Genomic DNA, 21831 nt, shown 5'->3' with positions numbered 1-21831 from the left:
CAGATCGTTAATAAAGGGTGGAAAACATGACTGGACTTGCAAGCGTCACCAAATTAACCGGCGAAACAGTAGGACAGGAATTCCTGATTTTTACGCTGGGTGACGAAGAGTACGGCGTTGATATTTTAAAAGTACAAGAGATTCGCGGTTATGACCAGGTAACGCGTATCGCCAACACACCTTCCTTCATTAAAGGTGTCACTAACCTACGCGGTGTCATTGTACCGATTGTTGACTTGCGCGTTAAATTCGCCAAGCAAGATGTTGAATATGACGACAACACAGTTGTTATTGTTTTGAATCTTGGTCAGCGTGTTGTTGGTATCGTCGTGGATGGCGTGTCTGATGTGCTGTCATTGACTGCGGACCAAATTCGACCGGCACCTGAATTTGCTGTAACGCTGTCTACAGAGTACCTGACTGGTTTGGGTTCTCTGGGCGAGAGAATGCTGATTCTGGTTGATATCGAGAAACTGTTGAGTAGCGAAGAAATGGCGCTGGTCGATGGCGTATTGAAAGTCTGATCCATCGGCTTTCAGGGGCTACGAAAGTGGCCCCGAAAACCTCCCTTATTCATATCCTTATCCATATCCTTGTCAGTTCAAAAATTCGTAAAGATATCCAGAATAATGCCGATATTATCGGTGGTTGGTTTACTCAAAAGGCGTTATATGTTTAACCGTATAAAAGTTGTTACCGGTTTGATGCTTGTACTGGTGTTGTTTGGGGCACTTCAGCTTATTTCTGGTGGTTTATTCTTTAGTGCATTAAAAAATGATAAGGATATCTTCAGCTCAACGCAGGTTATTAACCAGAAGCGTTCCGAGTTGGATTCAGCATGGTCATATTTATTACAGACTCGTAATACACTTAACCGTGCGGGCACGCGCTTTGCCCTTGACGTAAGCGGGACGGGTGCGGGAGCTGGCGGTAAAGAACTTCTCACCTCTGCTGAAAAGCAACTTGCGGTGGCAAATGATTATTTCATTCGATATGAGAAAATGCCTCAGGATGCACGGCAGGACGACAGTATTTCTCGTGGCGTAAAAGAAAATTATGTCGCTCTGAATGCTGCATTGACCGAACTCATTCAGTTTTTGAACGCAGGGGAGTTTAAGAAATTTATTGAGCAACCGACCCAGCGCTTTCAGGATAACTTTGAAAAAGCGTATTACGCCTATAAAGCAGAAAACGATAAACTTTATCAGGCTGGTATAGCTAAAAATGATGCAGCGTATGACTCAGCGCTTTGGATTCTTGGTTCTATTATTATTCTGGTTTTTGCCCTAGCCTTGTTTTCCTGGTTCGGAATTCAGCAATTATTAATTAGGCCGCTAAATAGTATTGTTGAACATATTCGCCATATTGCGAAAGGTGATCTGACAAAAACGACAGACTTTCACAGTAGTAATGAAATGGGGATTCTGGCTGACAGTATTCGCCATATGCAAAGTGAATTTGTTTCGACGGTGAGCGCGGTTCGACAAGGCGCTGATGCCATTTATACTGGCGCTACAGAGATTAGTGCAGGTAATAACGATCTTTCCTCACGTACCGAACAGCAGGCTGCCTCGTTGGAAGAAACGGCGGCAAGCATGGAACAGCTGACGGCAACAGTTAAACAGAATGCGGAAAATGCTCGACAGGCTAGCCAGTTGGCACTGAGTGCCTCAGAGACGGCGCAGAAGGGAGGCAAGGTCGTCGATAATGTCGTCAGAACCATGCACAATATTGCTGGAAGTTCCCAAAAAATTGCCGATATTACTAGTGTGATTGATGGTATTGCTTTCCAAACTAACATTCTTGCTCTGAATGCGGCGGTTGAAGCAGCAAGAGCGGGAGAGCAGGGCCGTGGATTCGCGGTTGTTGCAGGGGAAGTTCGTAATTTGGCGCAACGTAGTGCTCAGGCTGCGAAAGAAATTAAAAGTCTGATTGAAGATTCTGTCAGCCGGGTCGATGAAGGTTCTGTCTTGGTTGAAAGTGCTGGTGAGACGATGGGAGAGATCGTCAGTGCCGTCACTCGTGTAACGGATATTATGGGCGAAATTGCCTCTGCTTCTGATGAGCAAAGTAAAGGTATTGATCAGGTTGGTCAGGCCGTAACTGAGATGGATCGGGTTACGCAACAAAACGCCTCCTTGGTTGAAGAGTCTGCAGCCGCAGCGGTTGCATTGGAAGAACAAGTGAAAGTGCTAAATCAGGCTGTTGCTGTATTCCGCCTGTCTGAAGATACGGGATCGTTCAGAAGGACGACGCAAGCAACAATGGGTCAGAAACCTGTATTGTTGTCTCCATCGGTGAATGGCGGCAAAAAAGCGAAACAAGGTTCATCAACTGACAATTGGGAAACCTTCTGATAGAAACCGTGGTATAGGCTATAAATAAGCCAAGATGCATTAACGCTGTGACTGAATACATCCCCAGCCGCTTACATGTAGGTGGCTGGGTGATTGTTTACTCGCCATAATTTAAAAAATGAATATGCGAGTCATTTATCGGTGTGCACTTGGATTATCGTAAGGTGGTGCTTGGTACTTTGCGGTATGGTAATTCATGGTATTGTTCAATCTGTAACTTGTGTTATGGATGTGATGGGGTGAGGTCGGCTTTGGTATTAAGGCCAAAAAGCAAAGCAAGCAGGTAGCACAGCTGTGATGAGAGGGACAACGCCACCCGACAGCATGTGGCTTTGGTAGAACAAGCACGCTGAGCGGTTCAGCTTTCAGAACTTGCGGGGTGTATTACCAATACAGTGTCAGTTTTAATCGCAATGCGATAAATAATTGACGAATGACAATAAAAACCTGCGTTAGCTGTAAAGGAAAGTTCAGATTGAAAAACACCATAGCAAAAAACAAGATTAGAGCGGTTTGATATGAAAACTACACCATCGCAAAATCGCCCTGAATCTGCTTCTATTCTGACGCAGATGGTTGACAGGTTGCCGTTGTCGGACACACATTTTCGCCGAATCAGCCAATTAATATATCAGCGTGCTGGCATTGTGCTCGCCGATCACAAACGAGAAATGGTTTATAACCGTTTGGTCAGACGTCTTCGTTTATTGGGTATCAATGACTTTGGCCAGTATTTAGCCTTACTGGAGTCAGATCCTAACAGCGCGGAATGGCAAGCCTTTGTTAATGCATTAACGACTAACCTGACAGCATTTTTCCGCGAAGCCCACCATTTCCCTATATTAGCTGAGCATGCCAAAAAACGTCCCAATGGCTACACCATCTGGAGTACGGCAGCATCTACAGGGGAAGAACCTTATTCATTGGCGATGACACTTGCCGAGGTCTTAGGTAATAAAGCGAGTGGATGTCAGGTATGGGCCAGTGACATTGATACCCAAGTGTTAGAAAAAGCAACGGCGGGAATCTATCGTCAGGAAGAGCTGCGCTCTCTTTCTCCACAGCAACTACAGCGGTTTTTTTTACGTGGTACTGGGCCGCATAGCGGTTTGGTTCGCGTTCGCCCTGAGCTTGCGTCCATGGTGCATTTCCAACAACTAAATCTGCTCGCACCCGATTGGTCAGTCCCCGCGCCATTCGATGCTATTTTTTGTCGCAATGTGATGATTTATTTCGATAAAGAGACTCAAGAGCGTATTCTCCGTCGATTCGTCCCGATGCTTAAACCGGGTGGGTTGTTATTTGCTGGGCATTCAGAGAATTTCAGCCAGATCAGTCGCGAATTCTATTTGCGTGGGCAAACTGTATATGGGCTGGCTAAGGAAAGATAATGAGCAAGATAAGAGTATTATGCGTTGATGATTCTGCCCTAATGCGTCAGATCATGACTGAAATAATTAATAGCCATCCTGATATGGAAGTTGTAGCGACTGCGCCAGATCCATTAGTTGCTCGTGATTTGATTAAAAAATTCAATCCTCAGGTATTAACGCTAGACGTTGAAATGCCGCGCATGGACGGGCTGGATTTTCTTGAAAAGCTTATGCGTTTGCGCCCGATGCCTGTTGTAATGGTGTCATCCTTAACGGGGAAAGGTTCTGAAATTACGCTTCGCGCTCTAGAACTTGGTGCTATTGATTTTGTCACCAAACCGCAGCTAGGTATCCGCGAGGGGATGCTTGCGTACAGCGAATTGATTGCGGAAAAGATTCGCATGGCAGCGAAGGCGCGCCTGCCTCAACGGAGTACAGCGGCAGAGCCGACAAAAATTATTCAGCATATGCCATTGCTCAGTAGTGAAAAACTTATCGCGATTGGTGCATCGACGGGGGGAACGGAAGCGATACGGCATGTATTACAACCTCTGCCGCCGACAAGCCCCGCATTATTGATTACACAGCATATGCCACCTGGCTTTACGAAGTCTTTCGCCGAGCGTTTGAACAAGTTATGCCAGATTACGGTGAAAGAGGCAGAAGATGGAGAACGTGTCCTTCCTGGACATGCGTATATTGCGCCGGGCGCGCGCCATCTTGAGTTGGCGCGTAGTGGAGCAAACTACCAAGTACGTTTAAATGATGGACCGCCAGTCAATCGGCATCGTCCATCAGTTGATGTGTTATTCCGTTCGGTTGCACAATACGCTGGGCGAAATGCCGTAGGGGTAATCCTTACGGGAATGGGGAATGATGGGGCAGCTGGCATGTTGGAACTCCACCAAGCTGGTGCTTATACCCTAGCCCAAAACGAAGCAAGTTGTGTGGTTTTCGGGATGCCACGTGAAGCGATTGCGATGGGTGGCGTCGATGAAGTGGTGGATTTGCACCAGGTGAGCCAGCGAATGTTGGCACAAATCTCTGCCGGACAGGCATTACGTATATAAGCAGCTCTCGGTGAGCAATAAATATTTTAGGAGTAGGTATGGCCGATAAAGAACTCAGATTTCTGGTAGTGGATGATTTTTCGACAATGCGCCGAATTGTCCGTAACCTGCTGAAGGAACTGGGCTTTAACAACGTAGAAGAGGCAGAAGATGGCGCAGATGCGCTGAATAAACTTCGCTCCGGTGCTTTTGATTTCGTCATTTCCGACTGGAATATGCCCAACATGGATGGATTGGAGCTATTGCAGACTATTCGTGCAGACGGCGCGCTTTCTAGCCTTCCCGTACTGATGGTAACGGCAGAAGCGAAGAAAGAGAATATTATTGCTGCGGCACAAGCGGGTGCTAGCGGCTATGTAGTTAAACCATTTACTGCAGCTACCCTTGAAGAAAAACTAAGTAAGATTTTCGAAAAACTGGGTATGTAAGGGGATCTTATGACGCCACATATGCCGTCCGTGAACGACACAGCTTCAGCAACCGAGATCATTTCGCGCATCGGCCAATTGACTCGTATGCTACGCGACAGTTTGAAAGAGCTGGGTCTGGATAATGCGATTGCAGAAGCTGCAGAGGCTATTCCTGATGCACGCGATCGTCTTGACTACGTTGTCCAGATGACTGCGCAAGCGGCAGAACGTGCTCTGAATTGCGTAGAGGCTGCTCAACCACGTCAGAACCAGCTAGAAGCTGATGCTAAATCTCTGAAGGTTCGTTGGGATGAATGGTTTGAAAATCCTATCGAGCTGGCTGATGCGCGCGAATTAGTGACGGATACGCGTAGCTATCTTGAAGATGTACCACAGCATACCTCGTTTACCAACGCCCAGTTGTTGGAAATTATGATGGCGCAGGATTTCCAGGACCTTACCGGTCAGGTAATCAAGCGCATGATGGATGTTGTTCAGGAGATTGAAAAACAACTGCTGATGGTGCTGCTGGAAAATATTCCAGAAAAACCAGATGCGCCTAAGCGTGCAAATGATGGTCTTTTGAACGGGCCTCAGATGGATAAAGGTGCTGCTGGTATCGTAGCCAATCAGGATCAGGTTGATGACCTTCTGGATAGCCTCGGGTTCTGATGAATCTTGCTTCAAGAAAAGCAGTTATCTTCTTTTTTGAAAAAGCGACGAGCACCATCGCCTTAGCTATTTATGGCCAGTATTTATGGCCATAAATAGCTAAACTTTATTTTCCTTTCCCTCCCTTTCTTTTTTACTATTCGTTAAAGAAGCGTCGGTTTTTCTCGTTGTTCCAGCCATAAAACTTTCTCGTATTTGTCATGCTAGGCAGCAAATTCCTATCCCAAAAGTCGTAACAGGAACGCCAACGTGGCTGAAGATAGCGATCTAGAGAAAACAGAAGCCCCCACTCCCCAAAAGGAGGAAAAGGCGCGAGAAGAAGGCCAGATCCCGCGATCTCGAGAGCTGACTTCTGTTCTGATGATGGTCGCAGGATTGGCTATTTTGTGGATGGGGGGCGATGCCATGGCTGGAAAATTGGCCAGAATTGTCTCACAGTCGTTAAATTTTGATTACGCGACGATTGGTGATGATACCCAGATGCTCCGTCATGCAGGATCATTACTGCGACAAGCTGTGTCTGCGTTGACACCGATTATTATAGGATCCGTGTTAGTGGCTCTGTCCGCGCCGATGCTACTGGGTGGAGTATTATTTAGTGGCAAGTCATTAAAAGTTGACTTCAAAAAATTAGATCCTATTTCCGGACTGAAACGATTATTTTCTTCCCAAGCACTGGCGGAGCTTTTCAAGGCGATATTGAAGTCAGTTATGGTCGGGGTCGTCAGTACCTTGTTCTTGATACATAACTGGCCGAAAATATTACATTTAGTCACCGAACCGCTGGTTTCCGCGTTAGGTGATGCGCTGGTGCTGGCTGTCATGTGTGGCTTTCTCATTATTATGGGCCTCGTTCCGATGGTCGCTTTTGATGTGTTTTGGCAAATCTGGAGCAATATTAAGAAGTTGCGGATGAGTAAGCAGGAAATCCGTGATGAACATAAGCAGAGCGAAGGCGATCCTCATGTTAAAAGTCGTATTCGTCAACAGCAAAGAGCAATGGCACAACGTAGAATGATGGCCGATGTTCCTACAGCTGATGTGATAGTCACTAACCCGACGCATTATGCGGTAGCATTACGCTATGATGAGAAAAAAATGAATGCGCCGAAAGTGTTGGCTAAAGGGGCTGGCGACATCGCTTTGCGTATTCGTGAACTGGGGACAGAACACCGCGTTCCTATTTTAGAAGCACCACCGTTGGCGCGAGCACTATTTCGTCATTCAGAGGTCGGGCAGCACATTCCGGCCGCGCTGTATGCTGCCGTTGCAGAAGTCTTAGCCTGGGTTTATCAACTGAAACGCTGGAAGCGGGAAGGTGGATTAATTCCTAGAAAACCGAAACATCTACCAGTGCCGGATGCACTGGATTTTGCTAAAGAGAATACTACTGATGGCTAATTTGGCCTCTTTGCTTCGTTTACCGAGTAATATGAAAGGTGGCCAATGGCAAATATTAGCCGGACCAATACTGATCCTGCTGATACTTTCCATGATGGTATTGCCGTTACCGCCATTCATTCTGGATCTGCTATTTACCTTTAATATCGCACTATCAATCATGGTATTGCTGGTTGCGATGTTTACGCAACGGACGCTGGAATTCGCTGCATTTCCTACGATCCTGCTGTTTTCTACGCTATTGCGTTTGTCACTCAACGTTGCATCTACCCGTATTATTTTGTTGGACGGGCATACGGGTACCGCTGCAGCTGGGAAGGTCGTTGAAGCATTCGGGCACTTTCTCGTCGGTGGGAATTTTGCCATCGGTATTGTGGTCTTTATCATTCTCGTTTTAATCAACTTTATGGTTATCACCAAAGGTGCCGGGCGTATCGCTGAAGTTGGCGCCCGCTTTGTGTTGGATGGTATGCCAGGCAAACAGATGGCGATCGATGCCGATCTTAATGCAGGGATAATCGGTGAGGAAGAGGCGAAAAAGCGCCGCTCTGAGGTAACTCAGGAGTCAGATTTCTATGGCTCAATGGATGGTGCCAGTAAGTTCGTGCGTGGTGACGCTGTCGCTGGATTGATTATCATGGTCATCAACATTGTTGGTGGATTGATCGTCGGTGTTGTGCAGCACGGAATGCCGGTAGGTCAGGCGGCGGAAAGCTATACGCTGCTTACTATCGGTGATGGCCTGGTTGCTCAGATCCCTGCACTGATTATTTCTACCGCTGCGGGTGTCATTGTTACTCGTGTGAGTACCGATCAAGACGTTGGCCAGCAGATGGTCACCCAGCTATTCAATAATCCGCGAGTTATGGTACTGAGTGCGGCGGTGATTGGGCTCATTGGGTTGGTCCCCGGAATGCCTAATTTGGTCTTTTTGTTATTCACCGCAGCTTTGTTAGGGCTTGCCTGGTGGATACGTGGGGATCAGACAAAAGAACCTGCGATGCAACCTATTCCAGCATCGATGGAGAAGCATCAGATTATTGAAGCAAGCTGGTCCGATGTACAGCTTGAAGATCCGCTGGGTATGGAGGTTGGCTATCGGTTGATCCCAATGGTTGACGCGCAGCAAGATGGCGAACTGCTGGGCAGGATTCGTAGTATCAGGAAGAAGTTTGCTCAGGAAATGGGATATTTACCGCCCGTGGTTCATATCCGGGATAATCTAGAACTTCAGCCTGCCAGTTATCGCATATTGATGAAAGGTGTTGAGGTGGGCAGCGGTGAAGCTCACCCTGGCCGTTGGATGGCGATCAATCCGGGTAACGCGGTTGGCTCTTTGTCTGGAGACATCACACAGGATCCTGCGTTTGGGCTGCCGGCAGTCTGGATTGATAATGCTCTGAAAGATCAGGCTCAAGCTCAAGGATTCACGGTAGTAGAAGCAAGTACAGTGGTTGCAACACACTTGAACCACTTAATTGCATTACACGCCAGTGAACTGTTTGGACGGCAAGAAGCTCAGCAATTGATGGATCGCGTTGCGCAGGAAATGCCTAAACTGACAGAAGATTTCATTCCTGGTGTGGTAACGCTAACTACGTTGCACAAGGTCTTGCAAAATCTGCTCAGCGAGAGGGTTTCGATTAGGGATATGCGTACCATCATGGAAACATTGGCCGAACATGCGCCAGTGCAGCCAGACCCTTATGAGCTCACGACGATGGTTAGGGTTGCTCTGGGACGGGCTATCACTCAGCAGTGGTTTCCGGGAGATAGTGAACTTCAGGTTATTGGTCTGGAAGGGTCGTTGGAACGTCTTCTGCTACAGGCGCTTCAAGGTGGTGGTGGCCTTGAACCGGGTCTTGCCGATCGTCTGCTTGAACAGGCGAAACAAGCGCTACAGCGGCAGGAAATGTTGGGTGCTCCGCCAGTTTTGCTTGTGAACCATGCTTTACGCGCTTTGCTTGCTCGGTTCTTACATCGTAGTCTGCCAAACATGGCCGTACTTTCTAATTTGGAAATCAGCGATCATCGACAGATTCGCATGACATCAGTTATCGGGGAAGCGCATAAATGAGGAGGGTGATTCGTTCTCTTGTAGCAATAGCGTTCGCACTCCCACTTTGTGCTATCGCGACGCCAGGTAGCTGGAACGGAAGCATGCCTGGAATAAAACTTGATCATCGTGGCGAAATGATTACGACGTCAGCTTTTGTTCCTAATATGGCTGTTAAACCAGATGAAACTATTACGACAATATATTGGCGGCATGTAATTGATTCAGCGATACCCGTAGGACTTGTTGTGAAACTGTGTTCACAATCGCCGCAGCGTTGTGTTGACTTAGATGGTAGTGGAGACGGACAAACTCAGGCATTTGATGGGTTAGCGGCAAATAATGAGTTTCGTTTTGTATACTACATTGAAGGAAACGGACGTATTAATCATACGTTCAGCGTTCGTACGATCGATATTGCGGTAAACTACAAGTGATTTTTGGAAAGGGTTATTTTAAATAACTGACTGTCTTAAATGATGAAAAGTCTCTGCTAAAATGCAGAGACTTTTAGAATGTGATTTTTCTACCGCCAACGGTCACACCTTTCGACTGACCATCAGGACCATACAATCCCTGACCATGACGAGGCTTCAATATATTGATGGCTTCATTCGTGTACGCGATATGTCGACTAAGCAGAAGGCCATTATGCTTATTCTGATTATTTAGACGTCGGGTTAACTCTTGGACTTGCTGCCAGTATGCCGACAACAGTTCAATGCCGTCATAAGGCGCTTGTAACTTAAGAGCGGATTCGACTTCGTGGCGTCGCGTTTCCAAATGCTGCATCGTTGCCAGCAAGGACGTTTTCCTCTCAGTAACCAGTTGCAGAGCAATGTTATTAATATGCCCAGCACAAAGTAACGTTTGCTCTTCAGACAGAACAGCATCAAGCTCACGCAGATTACTCAGTAGTTGATCCAGAGTCGATTGCAGATTTTCCATAAATATTAATTACCTGCTAAAAAATCCTGTGTTTCTTTAAGCAACGCATCCGCAATTTTTCCAGCATCAATTTTAAGTGAGCCATCACGAATCGCTTGCTTTAAGGTTTCCACGCGGTTCATATCAATGTCCTGCGTACCTGGCTGCATCAATTTTGCCTGCGCATCGCTCAGTTTTACCTGTGTTGCGCTGACTTCAGACTGAGCTTCAGTCGGTTTACGCTTGGCTTTAGCGACATCGCCAGATTCACGTTGCTGAACCTGACTGACCGGCTTCAGTGACTGTGTGCGATCAATACTCATAATACATCCCTCTGTTTTGAGGATAAATAGTTAATCATCAATGTGTTACTGAATATTCATCACATTGGTGTTCAATTTTAAAACGTCGTCAGTAAATGACTATGTAACTATCATCGGCAAACATGAGTAAATCTTTAATTAATTACTGTGAGATCAGAATAATCCCATCTTCATTTGTGATTCCGCTGATTATTTGTCCATTTGCCGTTCTGACCCTGACTGCTTGTCCGGCTGCTGCATTGTTCATGGCTTTCCCTCCGCCATTGATCGTAAAGCCTTCACCTTGGGCGATAATCTGCACCGACTGACCCGCTTTTACTACCCAAGCGCGCCTGATCATGGACGCAGTAATAACCTGTCCGGGTGTTAGATCGCGTAAAAGAACCGCACCTTGTGCAGCTTGTAACGTCAGTATAGGGCGCAGTGGTAATAAATCGAGTCTGCCTTTTGTCAAACTAATATCTTTTTCCGTCAGTGTTGTCCCGCGATTTATAGGCCGTGAACTGATGACATAGTTCCCTGTTACCTGCACTTCGGTTTGAATGAAGCGACGCTGTTGCCCACAACGTACAGACAGACTCACATTGCCCCACATTTTCGTATTCCCAGGCAACGTGATTTGGGGCGCTTCACACTGTGGCCATTGCGACTCTGGTGATTTTACCACAACGTTAACGGCATTCGTGCTTCCCTGAAAGCGTAAGGCAAAAAATTGATTGATCTGTGCCGGAAGGTCGTTCGCATTAACGGGGGCACATAGGACGAAAAAACAGGACGCCGTCAGGTAGAGATAATAATGTATTGTTTTCATTCTAGTTCGGCTCTCCTGCTTCTGATTATATCGGGCATAAGTGTAACGGTGTCAGCGTAAGGTTAAGGCAATAAATAGCGCTGCATTTGGTGCCTATTCGTTCGATGGCATAGCCATCATGAGAATTATCCTACTCACTCCAAATTCTAACTTGCGGAGGGAGCATGCTTGATAAATTAGACGCCTCGTTGCGGTTTCAGCAGGAAGCGTTGAACTTGCGTGCCCAGCGGCAGGAAATTCTGGCCGCGAATATTGCCAATGCTGATACGCCAGGCTATCAGGCCAGGGATATCGATTTTGCCAGCCAGCTCAGTAAAACCATGGAGCAGGGGCGGGTGAACGGTACAGGCATCGCGCTGAAAACCACATCTGTGCGACATATACCGGCGCAGAATTTTCAGCCGCCGGAACTTGATTTGTTATACCGCGTACCCGATCAACCTGCGTTGGATGGCAATACGGTCGATATGGACCGTGAACGCACTAATTTTGCCGATAATAGCCTGAAATATCAAACCAGCCTGACCGTTTTGGGCGGACAAATTAAAGGCATGATGTCGGTCCTGCAGTCAGGTTCGTGATCGTAGCGCGATGGGAAGGTAAATATTCATGTCGTTATTAAATATATTCGAAATTTCAGGCTCAGCGCTTTCTGCGCAGTCTCAGCGTTTGAATGTGAGCGCCAGTAACCTGGCTAACGCAGACAGCGTGACGGGCCCTGATGGCCAACCTTATCGTGCCAAGCAGGTTGTATTCGAAGTGAATGCAGCCCCAGGGCAATCAACTGGCGGCGTGCGAGTTGCTAATGTTATCGAAGACCCATCGCCTGCTCGCCTGGTTTACGAACCGGGTAACCCGCTGGCTGATGGACAGGGATACGTTCGCATGCCGAATGTTGACCCAGTAGCTGAGATGGTGAACACCATTTCAGCATCACGCAGTTATCAGGCAAACGTCGAAGTCTTGAATACGACAAAATCGATGATGCTGAAGACGTTAACGATTGGGCAATAATCGGGAGACGAAATAATGTCTGTAACAATTAATGATACTTCCTCGGCGACTCAAACACAGAGTACCTCGTCGACAACGGCGATAGAGAAGAACAGCGCCGCCGACCTACAGAATCAGTTTCTGACGCTTTTGGTTGCGCAGTTGAAGAATCAGGATCCGACGAATCCGATGAGTAATGATCAGTTGGTAAGCCAACTTGCTCAGCTTAATACGGTTAGCGGTATTGAGAAGTTGAATACCACATTGGGATCTATCTCCGGCCAGATCAATAACAACCAGTCTATGCAAGCATCAACGCTGATTGGTCACAGTGTCATGATCCCTGGAAAAGACATTCTGGTTGGTAAAGAGACTAGTACTCCGTTTGGTGTTGAACTGGAAAAAGCAGCAGAAGTTGTCACTGTCACCGTTAACGATTCGACAGGTAAAGCCGTTCGTACGATCGAACTAGGGACGCTTTCTGCTGGGGTTCACTCGTTTAACTGGGATAGTAAGCTTGCTGATGGCACGGTTGCACCAGATGGCGCTTATACCTTTACGGTTGCTGCTAGCACGGGCGGCGCGCAACAAGTTGTGCAGCCATTGAGTTATGCGGTTGTAAATAGTGTTGTTCGTGGTGATAGCGGCGCATTGCTGGATTTAGGACTGCGCGGTAAAGCCACTCTGGACGATGTTAGGCAGATTCTGTAACGATATAAATTTCATATTATTCCAGCAAAACTCACTATCTGGAATATGACTTAATCAATTCATCTGGAGAACAACATGGGTTTTTCTCAGGCGGTCAGTGGTTTAAACGCGGCATCTAATAACCTGGATGTTATCGGTAATAACATCGCTAACTCAGCGACAGTGGGTTTTAAATCCGGGACCGTCACATTTGCTGATATGTTTGCGGGTTCTAAAGTCGGTATGGGTGTGAAGGTCGCATCGGTATTGCAGGATTTCGGTAACGGTACTGTGACGTCGTCCTCACGAGACTTGGATATCGCGATTAGCGGCGGCGGTTTTTATCGTCTGCAAGATACCAATGGTTCTACTTATTACAGCCGTAATGGTCAGTTTATGCTGAACGGCCGTAATATCGTCAACGCACAAGGTATGCAATTGACGGGTTACCCAGTTGCGGGTACGCCGCCAACGGTTCAGACAGGTGCCGACCCAGTACCGTTGACTGTTCCTGATGGGGACATGCTGGCGAGCCCAACGACAGTTGCGTCAATTAAGGCTAACCTGAAATCTTCAGACTCGGTTCCAACAAGCTCTTGGGCTACAACGCCTGGTGCAGAAGGTACCTATAACAGTAAGACTGCACTCACAACCTATGATAGCCAAGGTAACGTGCATAACTTCACGCTGTATTTTGTTAAAACAGCGAATAATACGTGGCAGACATATGCTAAGGATGATTCAATCACTCCGGCCACATATCAAAATGCAGGGACGATGGGCTTTGGTGCGAACGGCGCTTTGACTTCTCAGACTGCTACGCCTATTCCTGCTACTCCTCCAGCTACTGGTACTGTTACGCCTGCGAATTTTACGATCAATCTTGTCGGTACCAATGGTGCGGCGACAGGTACGTTTACTCTCGATTTTACTGGTAGCGTGCAGCAAAACTCGGAATATAGCTATAAGAGCCCAACTCAGAACGGTTTTGGTCCTGGAACCTTGACGGGTTTTGCTATTAACGATGACGGTACGATCGAAGGTAGCTACAGCAATGGTCAGAAGCAAGCGCTGGGCCAAATTCTGTTGGCTAGTTTTGCCAACCCGGAAGGTTTGTCACCTGAAGGTGATAACGCGTGGTCTGAAACCGCAAGTTCTGGTCAGGCTGTTGTTGGTCTGGCGGGTACAGGAAGTTTGGGTAAGCTGATTGGCAAATCTACCGAAAGTTCGAACGTTGATCTGAGTAAAGAGCTGGTCAACATGATCGTTGCGCAGCGTAACTACCAGTCAAACGCGCAAACTATCAAAACGCAGGATTCCATTCTGCAAACGCTGGTTAGCCTGCGTTAATTATCCTAACGGGGACGTTGCATGGATCACGCGATTTATACAGCAATGGGTGGCGCAAGTCAGTCATTGGAAAAGCAGGCGATTACTGCGAACAACTTGGCTAATGCCTCAACGCCGGGTTTTCGGGCACAACTGTCTGCATTACGCGCTGTGCCGGTGAATGGGTTGACACTGCCCACCCGAACGCTGGTTGTCGCTTCAACGCCTGGCGCTGATATGACCGAAGGCGTGATGAATTATACTGGCCGTGCAATGGATGTCGCTTTACCGAAAGAGAGTTGGTTGGCAGTGCAAACTGCTAATGGCGGTGAAGCGTACACCCGTAATGGTAATATGGAGATCAACGCTGATGGGCAGTTGACTATCCAAGGGCGTGTAGTCATGGGCGACGGTGGACCGATTGATATTCCTCCACAGGCTCAGATCAGCATCTCTGCGGATGGTACGATTTCTGCTCTTAATGCTGGAGATCCGCCGAATACGATTGCCCAGTTGGGACGTTTGAAACTCGTCAAGGCTACTGGACAAGAAGTTGAGCGGTCTGATGACGGGCTATTCCGTTTGACGCAACAGGCTCAGCAACAACGTGGTAATGTGCTGCAAAACGATCCTACCGTGCGTATTATGCCGGGTGTGATCGAGGGTAGTAATGTGAACACGGTCGATACTATGGTCGATATGATTGCCAATGCTCGTCGCTTTGAAATGCAGATGAAAATCATTAGCAGCGTCGACGATAATGCACAACGCGCTAATCAGATATTAGCAATGGGTTAAGCGCCGAGTGCGCACAGGAGTGAATAAATGATCCGTTCTTTGTGGATTGCAAAAACCGGCTTAAATGCTCAGCAAACCAATATGGACGTTATTTCCAATAACTTGGCAAACGTCAGTACTAATGGTTTCAAGCGTCAACGTGCGGTATTTGAAGACTTGATGTATCAAACAGTTCGTCAACCCGGTGCTCAGTCTTCAGAGCAAACCATGCTACCGTCTGGTTTGCAGTTAGGTACCGGTGTTCGTCCGGTATCAACAGAGCGTATCCACACTCAAGGAACGTTTTCTGAAACGGGTAATTCGAAGGACGTTGCCATTAAAGGTCAGGGGTTCTTTCAGGTTCAGTTACCTGATGGGACAACGGCTTACACGCGCGATGGTGCCTTTCAGCTTGATGGTAATGGGCAGTTAGTGACGTCCAGCGGTTATCAGGTTCAGCCTGCTATTACTGTTCCTGCGAATGCGACTGAATTGAATATCGGTCGTGATGGTATTGTCAGCGTTAAAGTGCAGGGACAGGCAGCAACAAACCAGATTGGTCAGCTGACGCTGACGACCTTTATTAATGACAGCGGCCTTGAGAGCATGGGTGAAAACCTGTATCTGGAAACCGCAAGCTCAGGCGCGCCGAATGAAACAAACCCAGGTTTGAATGGCGCGGGGCTGCTGTATCAGAAGTATGTCGAGACCTCCAACGTCAATGTGGCTGAGGAATTGGTATCGATGATTCAGACTCAACGTGCCTATGAAATCAACAGTAAAGCAATTTCTTCTTCTGACCAAATGTTGCAGAAATTGACCCAGCTGTAATGGGTAACCGCTAATGTCAGGGTGAGAGCTGGTGCTCTGGTGGCTTGATGTTGGCAAAATAGACAGTGTTTAACGGGGTAATGATGGCCATAACCACCAAATGAGTGGAGTAAATATGGTTTTGATTTACCCCGTGAATATGTGAAATAGATTAATTTAAGGCGATATCCGCAGTGATGATGAATGCAAAGTCGGTTATCAAACCACTCCTCCGACCCCGTCTGTTGGCATTGATCGCGATGTTAGCACTTAACGGTTGCGCCTATATCCCGCATGATAAAGTTGTCACTGGGCCTACAACCGCCCAGCCGGGATCGCCGGTATTAGCGGGTCCTAATGGTTCTATTTTCCAAACCGTGCAGCCAATGAATTATGGCTATCAACCGATGTTTGAAGATCGTCGCCCACGTAATATTGGCGATACATTGACGATCGTATTACAGGAAAATGTTAGCGCCAGTAAAAGCTCATCAGCTAATGCTGCTCGTAATGGGTCGTCAACGTTTGGCGTAGCGACAACACCGCGCTATCTCGAAGGACCACTGGGTAATAACCGTGCTGCATTGGATGCCACAGGCACGAATGATTTTTCAGGGAAAGGTGGTGCCAACGCCAATAACACGTTCAGTGGCACGATTACTGTCACGGTCGGTCAAGTGTTGGCTAATGGCAACTTGAACGTCGTTGGCGAAAAACAAATTGCAATTAATCAGGGAACAGAGTTTATCCGTTTCTCTGGCGTGGTAAATCCGAGAACCATTAGTGGTAATAACTCGGTGCCATCAACCCAGGTAGCGGATGCGCGCATTGAATATGTCGGTAATGGCTATATTAATGAAGCGCAAAACATGGGCTGGTTACAGCGGTTCTTCCTCAATGTTTCTCCGTTCTAAGCTTAAGAGGCCTGCCATGCGGATTGCATCATTTTTCACTGTACTGCTGACGTTACTGACGCTGAATATTACGCCTGCGTCGGCAGAGAGAATTCGCGATCTGGTTAATATCCAGGGCGTACGTGGTAATGCGTTGATTGGTTACGGTTTAGTGGTCGGCCTAGATGGTTCCGGTGACCAGACCATGCAGACACCGTTTACCACGCAAAGCTTAACTAACATGCTTTCGCAATTAGGTATTACTGTCCCTGCCGGAACTAACATGCAGTTGAAGAATGTGGCGGCAGTGATGGTAACGGCAGAGCTTCCACCGTTTGGCAGAACAGGCCAAAATATTGATATTGTTGTGTCTTCACTTGGTAACGCGAAGAGCTTGCGAGGCGGGACTTTGCTAATGACCCCATTAAAAGGGGTGGATAACCAAGTATACGCTTTGGCTCAAGGGAACGTTTTGGTCGGTGGTGCCGGTGCCTCTGCTGGCGGAAGCAGTGTTCAGGTTAACCAACTAGCCGGTGGACGAATTAGCAACGGTGCAGTTATTGAACGTGAGTTACCTAGCACGTTTGGCACGTCAAATACGATTATGCTGCAACTGAAGAATGACGACTTCTCGATGGCGCAGAAAGTCAGTGATGCGATCAATCGCTCGGGATACGGCGGCACAGCGTCTCCACTGGATTCCCGCACTATTCAGGTTCTTGCCCCACATGGCAACAGTTCTCAGGTCCGTTTTTTGGCCGATGTCCAGAATATTGAAGTCAACGTCGGTATTCAGGATGCTAAAGTGGTGATCAATTCCCGCACTGGTTCTGTCGTGATGAATCGTGATGTCACTCTGGATAGTTGTGCTATCGCTCAGGGCAACCTTTCTGTGACGATTAATCAGCAGGCCAATGTCAGTCAGCCGAATACCCCATTTGGCGGCGGTCAGACGGTTGTGACTCCGCAAACAGAGATTTCAGTTCAGCAAGCAGGTGGCGCTTTACAGCGAATCAATTCCAGCGCCAACCTCAACAACGTCGTGCGTGCACTGAATTCCCTGGGTGCGACACCGATGGAGCTGATGTCTATTCTGCAGGCGATGCAAAGCGCTGGCTGCTTGCGCGCCAAACTGGAAATTATCTGATGAGTGATATGCAGACGCTGAATAACGCGGCCTATGATGCGCAGTCCCTGAATACGCTGAAGCGTGAAGTTTCAGGTAATCCTCAAAGTAAAGAGGGCATCAGAGCGGTTGCGCAACAGATGGAAGGTGTGTTTGTACAATTGATGATGAAAAGCATGCGTTCTGCGATTCCGCAGGATGGGCTCTTCAGCAGCGATCAGACGCGTCTGTATACCTCAATGTATGACCAGCAAATTGCTCAAGAGATTTCAACTAAAGGAAAGGGGCTTGGACTCGCAGATGTCATGGTTGAGCAATTGACCCGACAATCTCCAGATGCCGCAGCGGCTAAAGTTGCCGTTCCCTCGGTTCCATTAACATTCGATGGTGATGTGCTTAAAAGCATGCCAACTGCGGCAGTGGAGCAGATGGTACGCAAAGCGTTGCCTAAATTGCCAACGACCGGTTCAGCTCTGCCATTATCCAATAGTAATTTTGTGTCCCAGATTTCCTTGCCTGCGCAGATTGCCAGCCAGCATAGCGGCATACCTCATCACCTCATCATCGCCCAGGCGGCACTTGAATCTGGCTGGGGGCAGCGTGAGATTACTACTGAAGATGGACGCCCAAGCCACAATTTGTTCGGTATCAAAGCTGGCGGTAGCTGGAATGGGCCAACAACAGAGATAACCACGACAGAGTATGAGCAAGGCGTGGCCAAAAAAGTAAAAGCCAGCTTCAGAGTTTACGATTCCTACATTGAAGCTATTGGCGATTATGTGAAATTGTTGACCAATAACCCACGTTATTCTGCTGTAATGAGTGCCGGAACGGCCGAACAAGCGGCTCATGCGTTGCAAAAAGCAGGGTATGCAACGGACCCGCAATATGCTCAGAAGCTGGTTAGTATGATCCAACAAATGAAGAATTCAGGTGAGAAAGTAGCGAAAGCCTACACTCACGATTTGAGTCGGCTATTTTGATTTTTTTATTCAAGGTTTGCGCGTCCTGACCGATAAAGTAATTAACTTATGTAGCGTATTTGCTGCTTTCAGCATTTTGTTAATCGCGCAGGGCGAAGAGAGCCTGTGTAAAAGGAACAACACCCTATGTCCAATTTAATTAACACCGCGATGAGTGGCTTAAAAGGTGCACAGGTTGCGCTGAGTACAGTGAGTAACAACATTAGTAATCAAGCTGTTACTGGCTATAGTCGGCAAAATGCGATTCTTGAGCAAGCAACGAGCAGCAGCACATCTGCTGGGTATATTGGTAATGGTGTGAATGTAGTTAGTATCAATCGCCAATATAATGAATTTATTACCAATCAGCTACGTTCTGCACAAACGACAAGCAGCTCGGTTTCTGCTTACTACGAGCAAATTTCCAAAATTGATAACCTGCTCGCTAGTAGTTCCACCAGTCTTTCATCGACGATTCAAAGCTTCTTTTCCAACTTGCAGAACCTCACCAGTAATGCTGGTGATTCATCTACTCGTCAAACTGTACTGGGTAAAGCGGAAGGGCTGGTAAACCAATTTAAAGTTACAGATAAATATTTGCGTGACATGGACAGTGGTCTAAATACACAAATTCAAAGCACTGTTGGTCAAATTAATACTTATAGCAATCAGATTGCATCTTTAAATAACGAAATCACGAAGCTGATGGGAGCAAACAGCGGCACGATGCCTAATGATTTGCTCGATCAGCGCGATCTCTTGGTCGATCAGCTTAATAAATTGGTGGGCGTTGATGTTACCGTTCAGGATGGCATCGTTTACAACGTCGCCTTGAAGAATGGCACCAACCTGGTTCAGGCTGGCACCAGCAACCAGTTGGTTGCAACGAGTTCCAGCAGCGATCCTGCTCGTCTTACCATCGGATATAAAGATCAGACAAACGATGTCGTGGCGCTTACTGAAAGCTCGTTAACCGGTGGTTCATTAGGTGGTTTGCTTTCTTTCCGTTCAGAGACTCTTGATGAGGCGCGTAATCAACTAGGGCAGTTAGCACTGGCATTCGCTGATGCATTTAATACTCAACATCAGCAAGGTTATGACCGTGATGGTGTTAAAGGCGGCGACTTCTTCTCTTTTGGTAAAGCGGTTGTCCTGAATGATAGCAAAAATGGCGGCACTGCTGCGCTAACGCCATCTTACACTGATACCAAAGACGTACAGGCAACCAACTATGCGATTAAATATGATGGCGCTAATTGGCAAGTAACCCGCCTGTCTGACAATTCAAAATTTACGGCGGCAGTGACGACCGCAGGCACTCCTCCTGAGAACAGCCTGAATTTTGATGGCATCAAGATGACAATCACTGGAACGCCGGCGACAAACGACAGTTTCGTGCTCAAGCCAGTTAATGACGTGATTATCGATATGTCAGTGGCTGTTTCCGATCCTAATAAAATTGCTGCAGCATCCGTTAAGCTTGATGATAGTGGAGCTCCCGTTTTAGATGGAAGCGGCAATCCTGTATTTGGCGGTGTTAGTGATAATACGAATGCTAAGGCATTGCTTGCTTTACAAAATGAAAAAATCGTAGGCGGAAAGGCCAGCGTTTCTGGAGCATACGCCAGTTTGGTTGGTACGATTGGTAACCAGACCAGTACTTTGAAGATAAATAATACATCGCAGCAAAACGTTGTTAAGCAACTGACAGCAGAACAGCAGTCTGTATCTGGTGTTAACCTGGATGAAGAATACGGCGATCTGATGCGTTATCAGCAATATTATATGGCGAATGCTCAGGTCATCAAAACAGCACAATCAATATTTGACGCTTTGTTAGCAGCCCGTAGCTAGTTTGACCATTTAATAGAGAGGAATTGATACCATGCGTTTAAGTACGAGCATGATATACCAGCAAAACATGCAGGGCATTATTAATGGTCAGGCAGCGTGGCAAAAGACGGGTGAGCAACTTTCAACTGGAAAGCGAGTTGTCAATCCATCAGATGATCCTATCGCGGCTGCAGGTGCCATTATGCTTGGCCAGGCACAATCGGAGAACGGTCAGTACACGCTAGCACGTACATTTGCCAAACAAAGCATGTCTCTGGAAGAGTCTATCTTAGATAAGAGCGTGACTACGGTTACCAGCGCATTGACTGAAGTAATCAAAGGCGGCGGTGTTCTGAGTGATGACGATCGCAAATCGGTTGCAGCTTCTCTGCGTGGCATGAAAGCTGAGTTGCTGAATATGGCTAACAGCACTGACGGTAACGGCAATTACATTTTTGCTGGTTACGAAACGGACGATGCTCCTTTTGTTGAAGGGGCAGCAGGTGTTGAGTATTTGGGCGGAAACAAAGCTATCTCACAGCGGGTAGATTCGGCTCGAGATATGGCGGTCAGCCATGTAGGCTCTGCGGTGTTCAATGGGATAACCGGTGATGCCCAAAAAGAGCCTGATGGTAGCATTCAATCGGATTTATTTGAGACGCTGGATATTGCAATTAAAGCACTTGAAACGCCTATCGCAGATGCTGATGATGCAACAAAAGCTGGTGTGGCGGCAGCGTTAGAGACTGCAAACCGTGGTTTAAAAAATTCATTGAATAATATTTCTGCCGTCCGAGCAGAGTTAGGTATTCAGCTCAATGAAATTGATAACCTTGATGCAATTGGTAAAGATCGCGATGTGGCAAATAAAACAACGTTATCACAATTGCAGGATACCGACTGGTATGAGGCGATCTCGTCTTATATTATGCAGCAGTCTTCCTTGCAAGCTTCTTATACTTCTTTCCAGAACATGCAGGGAATGTCATTGTTCCAAATGAAATAGTAGTAATGGACG

At 47.2% G+C, this 21831-nt stretch carries 23 protein-coding genes; 20 read left to right on the top strand and 3 right to left on the bottom strand.

All coding sequences use genetic code 11. The features are described from left to right. Positions 1 to 26: 26 nt before the first annotated feature. The 9 genes from cheW (at position 27) to A0G03_RS20800 (ending at position 9776) form a co-directional block, all read left to right on the top strand. Positions 27 to 524, top strand: a complete 498-nt coding sequence (gene cheW / locus A0G03_RS20840; RefSeq protein WP_048259582.1) for a chemotaxis protein CheW — start codon at positions 27 to 29, stop codon at positions 522 to 524. 147 nt (positions 525 to 671) lie between these two features. Continuing rightward, positions 672 to 2357, top strand: coding sequence for a methyl-accepting chemotaxis protein (locus A0G03_RS20835; protein WP_048259830.1), 1686 nt, complete (start codon positions 672 to 674; stop codon positions 2355 to 2357). Positions 2358 to 2875: 518 nt separating this feature from the next. Next, the gene (gene cheR / locus A0G03_RS20830) at positions 2876 to 3748 is read left to right on the top strand and encodes a protein-glutamate O-methyltransferase CheR (RefSeq protein ID WP_048259583.1); all 873 of its coding nucleotides are present in this window, start codon (positions 2876 to 2878) and stop codon (positions 3746 to 3748) included. Beyond that, positions 3748 to 4800 carry a protein-glutamate methylesterase/protein-glutamine glutaminase gene (locus tag A0G03_RS20825; RefSeq protein WP_005970716.1) on the top strand — a complete coding sequence of 351 codons (1053 nt, stop codon included), beginning with the start codon at positions 3748 to 3750 and terminating at the stop codon, positions 4798 to 4800. The genes cheR and A0G03_RS20825 overlap by 1 nt, the downstream gene beginning before the upstream one ends. Positions 4801 to 4838: 38 nt before the next feature. Next, positions 4839 to 5228 (top strand): chemotaxis response regulator CheY, encoded by a 390-nt coding sequence (gene cheY, locus A0G03_RS20820; RefSeq protein ID WP_010301639.1) that lies wholly within the window; start codon positions 4839 to 4841, stop codon positions 5226 to 5228. Positions 5229 to 5237: 9 nt separating this feature from the next. Beyond that, entirely contained in the window at positions 5238 to 5882 is a 645-nt protein-coding gene (gene cheZ / locus A0G03_RS20815) for a protein phosphatase CheZ (RefSeq protein ID WP_048259584.1), read from the top strand. Between the two features lie 249 nt (positions 5883 to 6131). Beyond that, a complete protein-coding gene (gene flhB / locus A0G03_RS20810; RefSeq protein ID WP_048259585.1) occupies positions 6132 to 7283 on the top strand; it encodes a flagellar biosynthesis protein FlhB in 1152 nt (383 codons plus the stop codon). Continuing rightward, positions 7276 to 9360: a flagellar biosynthesis protein FlhA gene (flhA, locus tag A0G03_RS20805; RefSeq protein ID WP_048259586.1), complete on the top strand. Its 2085-nt coding sequence runs from the start codon at positions 7276 to 7278 to the stop codon at positions 9358 to 9360. The genes flhB and flhA overlap by 8 nt, the downstream gene beginning before the upstream one ends. Further along, on the top strand, positions 9357 to 9776 hold the full coding sequence (locus tag A0G03_RS20800; RefSeq protein ID WP_048259587.1) for a flagellar protein FlhE: 420 nt from the start codon (positions 9357 to 9359) through the stop codon (positions 9774 to 9776). The genes flhA and A0G03_RS20800 overlap by 4 nt, the downstream gene beginning before the upstream one ends. 73 nt (positions 9777 to 9849) lie before the next feature. Here the strand turns inward: A0G03_RS20800 and A0G03_RS20795 are convergent, their stop codons facing one another. From A0G03_RS20795 to flgA, 3 genes are all read right to left on the bottom strand, one after another. Next, positions 9850 to 10287, bottom strand: coding sequence for a flagella synthesis protein FlgN (locus tag A0G03_RS20795; protein WP_048259588.1), 438 nt, complete (start codon positions 10285 to 10287; stop codon positions 9850 to 9852). A gap of 5 nt (positions 10288 to 10292) precedes the next feature. After that, a complete protein-coding gene (flgM, locus tag A0G03_RS20790; protein WP_048259589.1) occupies positions 10293 to 10589 on the bottom strand; it encodes a flagellar biosynthesis anti-sigma factor FlgM in 297 nt (98 codons plus the stop codon). Between the two features lie 142 nt (positions 10590 to 10731). Further along, the gene (gene flgA, locus A0G03_RS20785) at positions 10732 to 11400 is read right to left on the bottom strand and encodes a flagellar basal body P-ring formation chaperone FlgA (protein WP_048259590.1); all 669 of its coding nucleotides are present in this window, start codon (positions 11398 to 11400) and stop codon (positions 10732 to 10734) included. A gap of 164 nt (positions 11401 to 11564) precedes the next feature. Here flgA and flgB point away from each other — a divergent pair, with 164 nt between their 5' ends. The 11 genes from flgB to flgL all read left to right on the top strand — a co-directional run bounded on the left by flgB (position 11565) and on the right by flgL (position 21819). After that, on the top strand, positions 11565 to 11981 hold the full coding sequence (flgB, locus tag A0G03_RS20780) for a flagellar basal body rod protein FlgB (protein WP_015840802.1): 417 nt from the start codon (positions 11565 to 11567) through the stop codon (positions 11979 to 11981). A 28-nt stretch (positions 11982 to 12009) separates the two neighbouring features. Continuing rightward, positions 12010 to 12414 (top strand): flagellar basal body rod protein FlgC, encoded by a 405-nt coding sequence (flgC, locus tag A0G03_RS20775; protein WP_011093282.1) that lies wholly within the window; start codon positions 12010 to 12012, stop codon positions 12412 to 12414. A gap of 15 nt (positions 12415 to 12429) precedes the next feature. Then, positions 12430 to 13104 carry a flagellar hook assembly protein FlgD gene (gene flgD / locus A0G03_RS20770; protein ID WP_048259591.1) on the top strand — a complete coding sequence of 225 codons (675 nt, stop codon included), beginning with the start codon at positions 12430 to 12432 and terminating at the stop codon, positions 13102 to 13104. Between the two features lie 75 nt (positions 13105 to 13179). Next, entirely contained in the window at positions 13180 to 14433 is a 1254-nt protein-coding gene (gene flgE / locus A0G03_RS20765) for a flagellar hook protein FlgE (protein ID WP_048259592.1), read from the top strand. A gap of 21 nt (positions 14434 to 14454) precedes the next feature. Then, entirely contained in the window at positions 14455 to 15210 is a 756-nt protein-coding gene (locus A0G03_RS20760; protein WP_048259593.1) for a flagellar basal body rod protein FlgF, read from the top strand. 27 nt (positions 15211 to 15237) lie between these two features. Then, a complete protein-coding gene (flgG, locus tag A0G03_RS20755; RefSeq protein ID WP_010301659.1) occupies positions 15238 to 16020 on the top strand; it encodes a flagellar basal-body rod protein FlgG in 783 nt (260 codons plus the stop codon). Between the two features lie 179 nt (positions 16021 to 16199). Next, positions 16200 to 16913, top strand: coding sequence for a flagellar basal body L-ring protein FlgH (locus tag A0G03_RS20750; protein ID WP_048259831.1), 714 nt, complete (start codon positions 16200 to 16202; stop codon positions 16911 to 16913). 16 nt (positions 16914 to 16929) lie between these two features. Next, positions 16930 to 18039 carry a flagellar basal body P-ring protein FlgI gene (locus A0G03_RS20745; protein WP_048259594.1) on the top strand — a complete coding sequence of 370 codons (1110 nt, stop codon included), beginning with the start codon at positions 16930 to 16932 and terminating at the stop codon, positions 18037 to 18039. Further along, positions 18039 to 19001, top strand: coding sequence for a flagellar assembly peptidoglycan hydrolase FlgJ (flgJ, locus tag A0G03_RS20740; protein ID WP_048259595.1), 963 nt, complete (start codon positions 18039 to 18041; stop codon positions 18999 to 19001). Before A0G03_RS20745 ends, flgJ begins: the two co-directional genes overlap by 1 nt. A gap of 126 nt (positions 19002 to 19127) precedes the next feature. Further along, positions 19128 to 20834: a flagellar hook-associated protein FlgK gene (flgK, locus tag A0G03_RS20735; protein ID WP_048259596.1), complete on the top strand. Its 1707-nt coding sequence runs from the start codon at positions 19128 to 19130 to the stop codon at positions 20832 to 20834. Positions 20835 to 20865: 31 nt separating this feature from the next. Further along, a complete protein-coding gene (gene flgL / locus A0G03_RS20730; protein WP_048259597.1) occupies positions 20866 to 21819 on the top strand; it encodes a flagellar hook-associated protein FlgL in 954 nt (317 codons plus the stop codon). The last annotated feature ends 12 nt before the right edge of the window (positions 21820 to 21831 follow it).

It is taken from the genome of Pectobacterium peruviense (assembly GCF_002847345.1).
GTDB classification, from domain to species: domain Bacteria; phylum Pseudomonadota; class Gammaproteobacteria; order Enterobacterales; family Enterobacteriaceae; genus Pectobacterium; species Pectobacterium peruviense.
The sequence above is the reverse complement of the archived record's forward strand: the minus strand, read 5'-3'. Positions and strand labels throughout refer to the sequence as shown.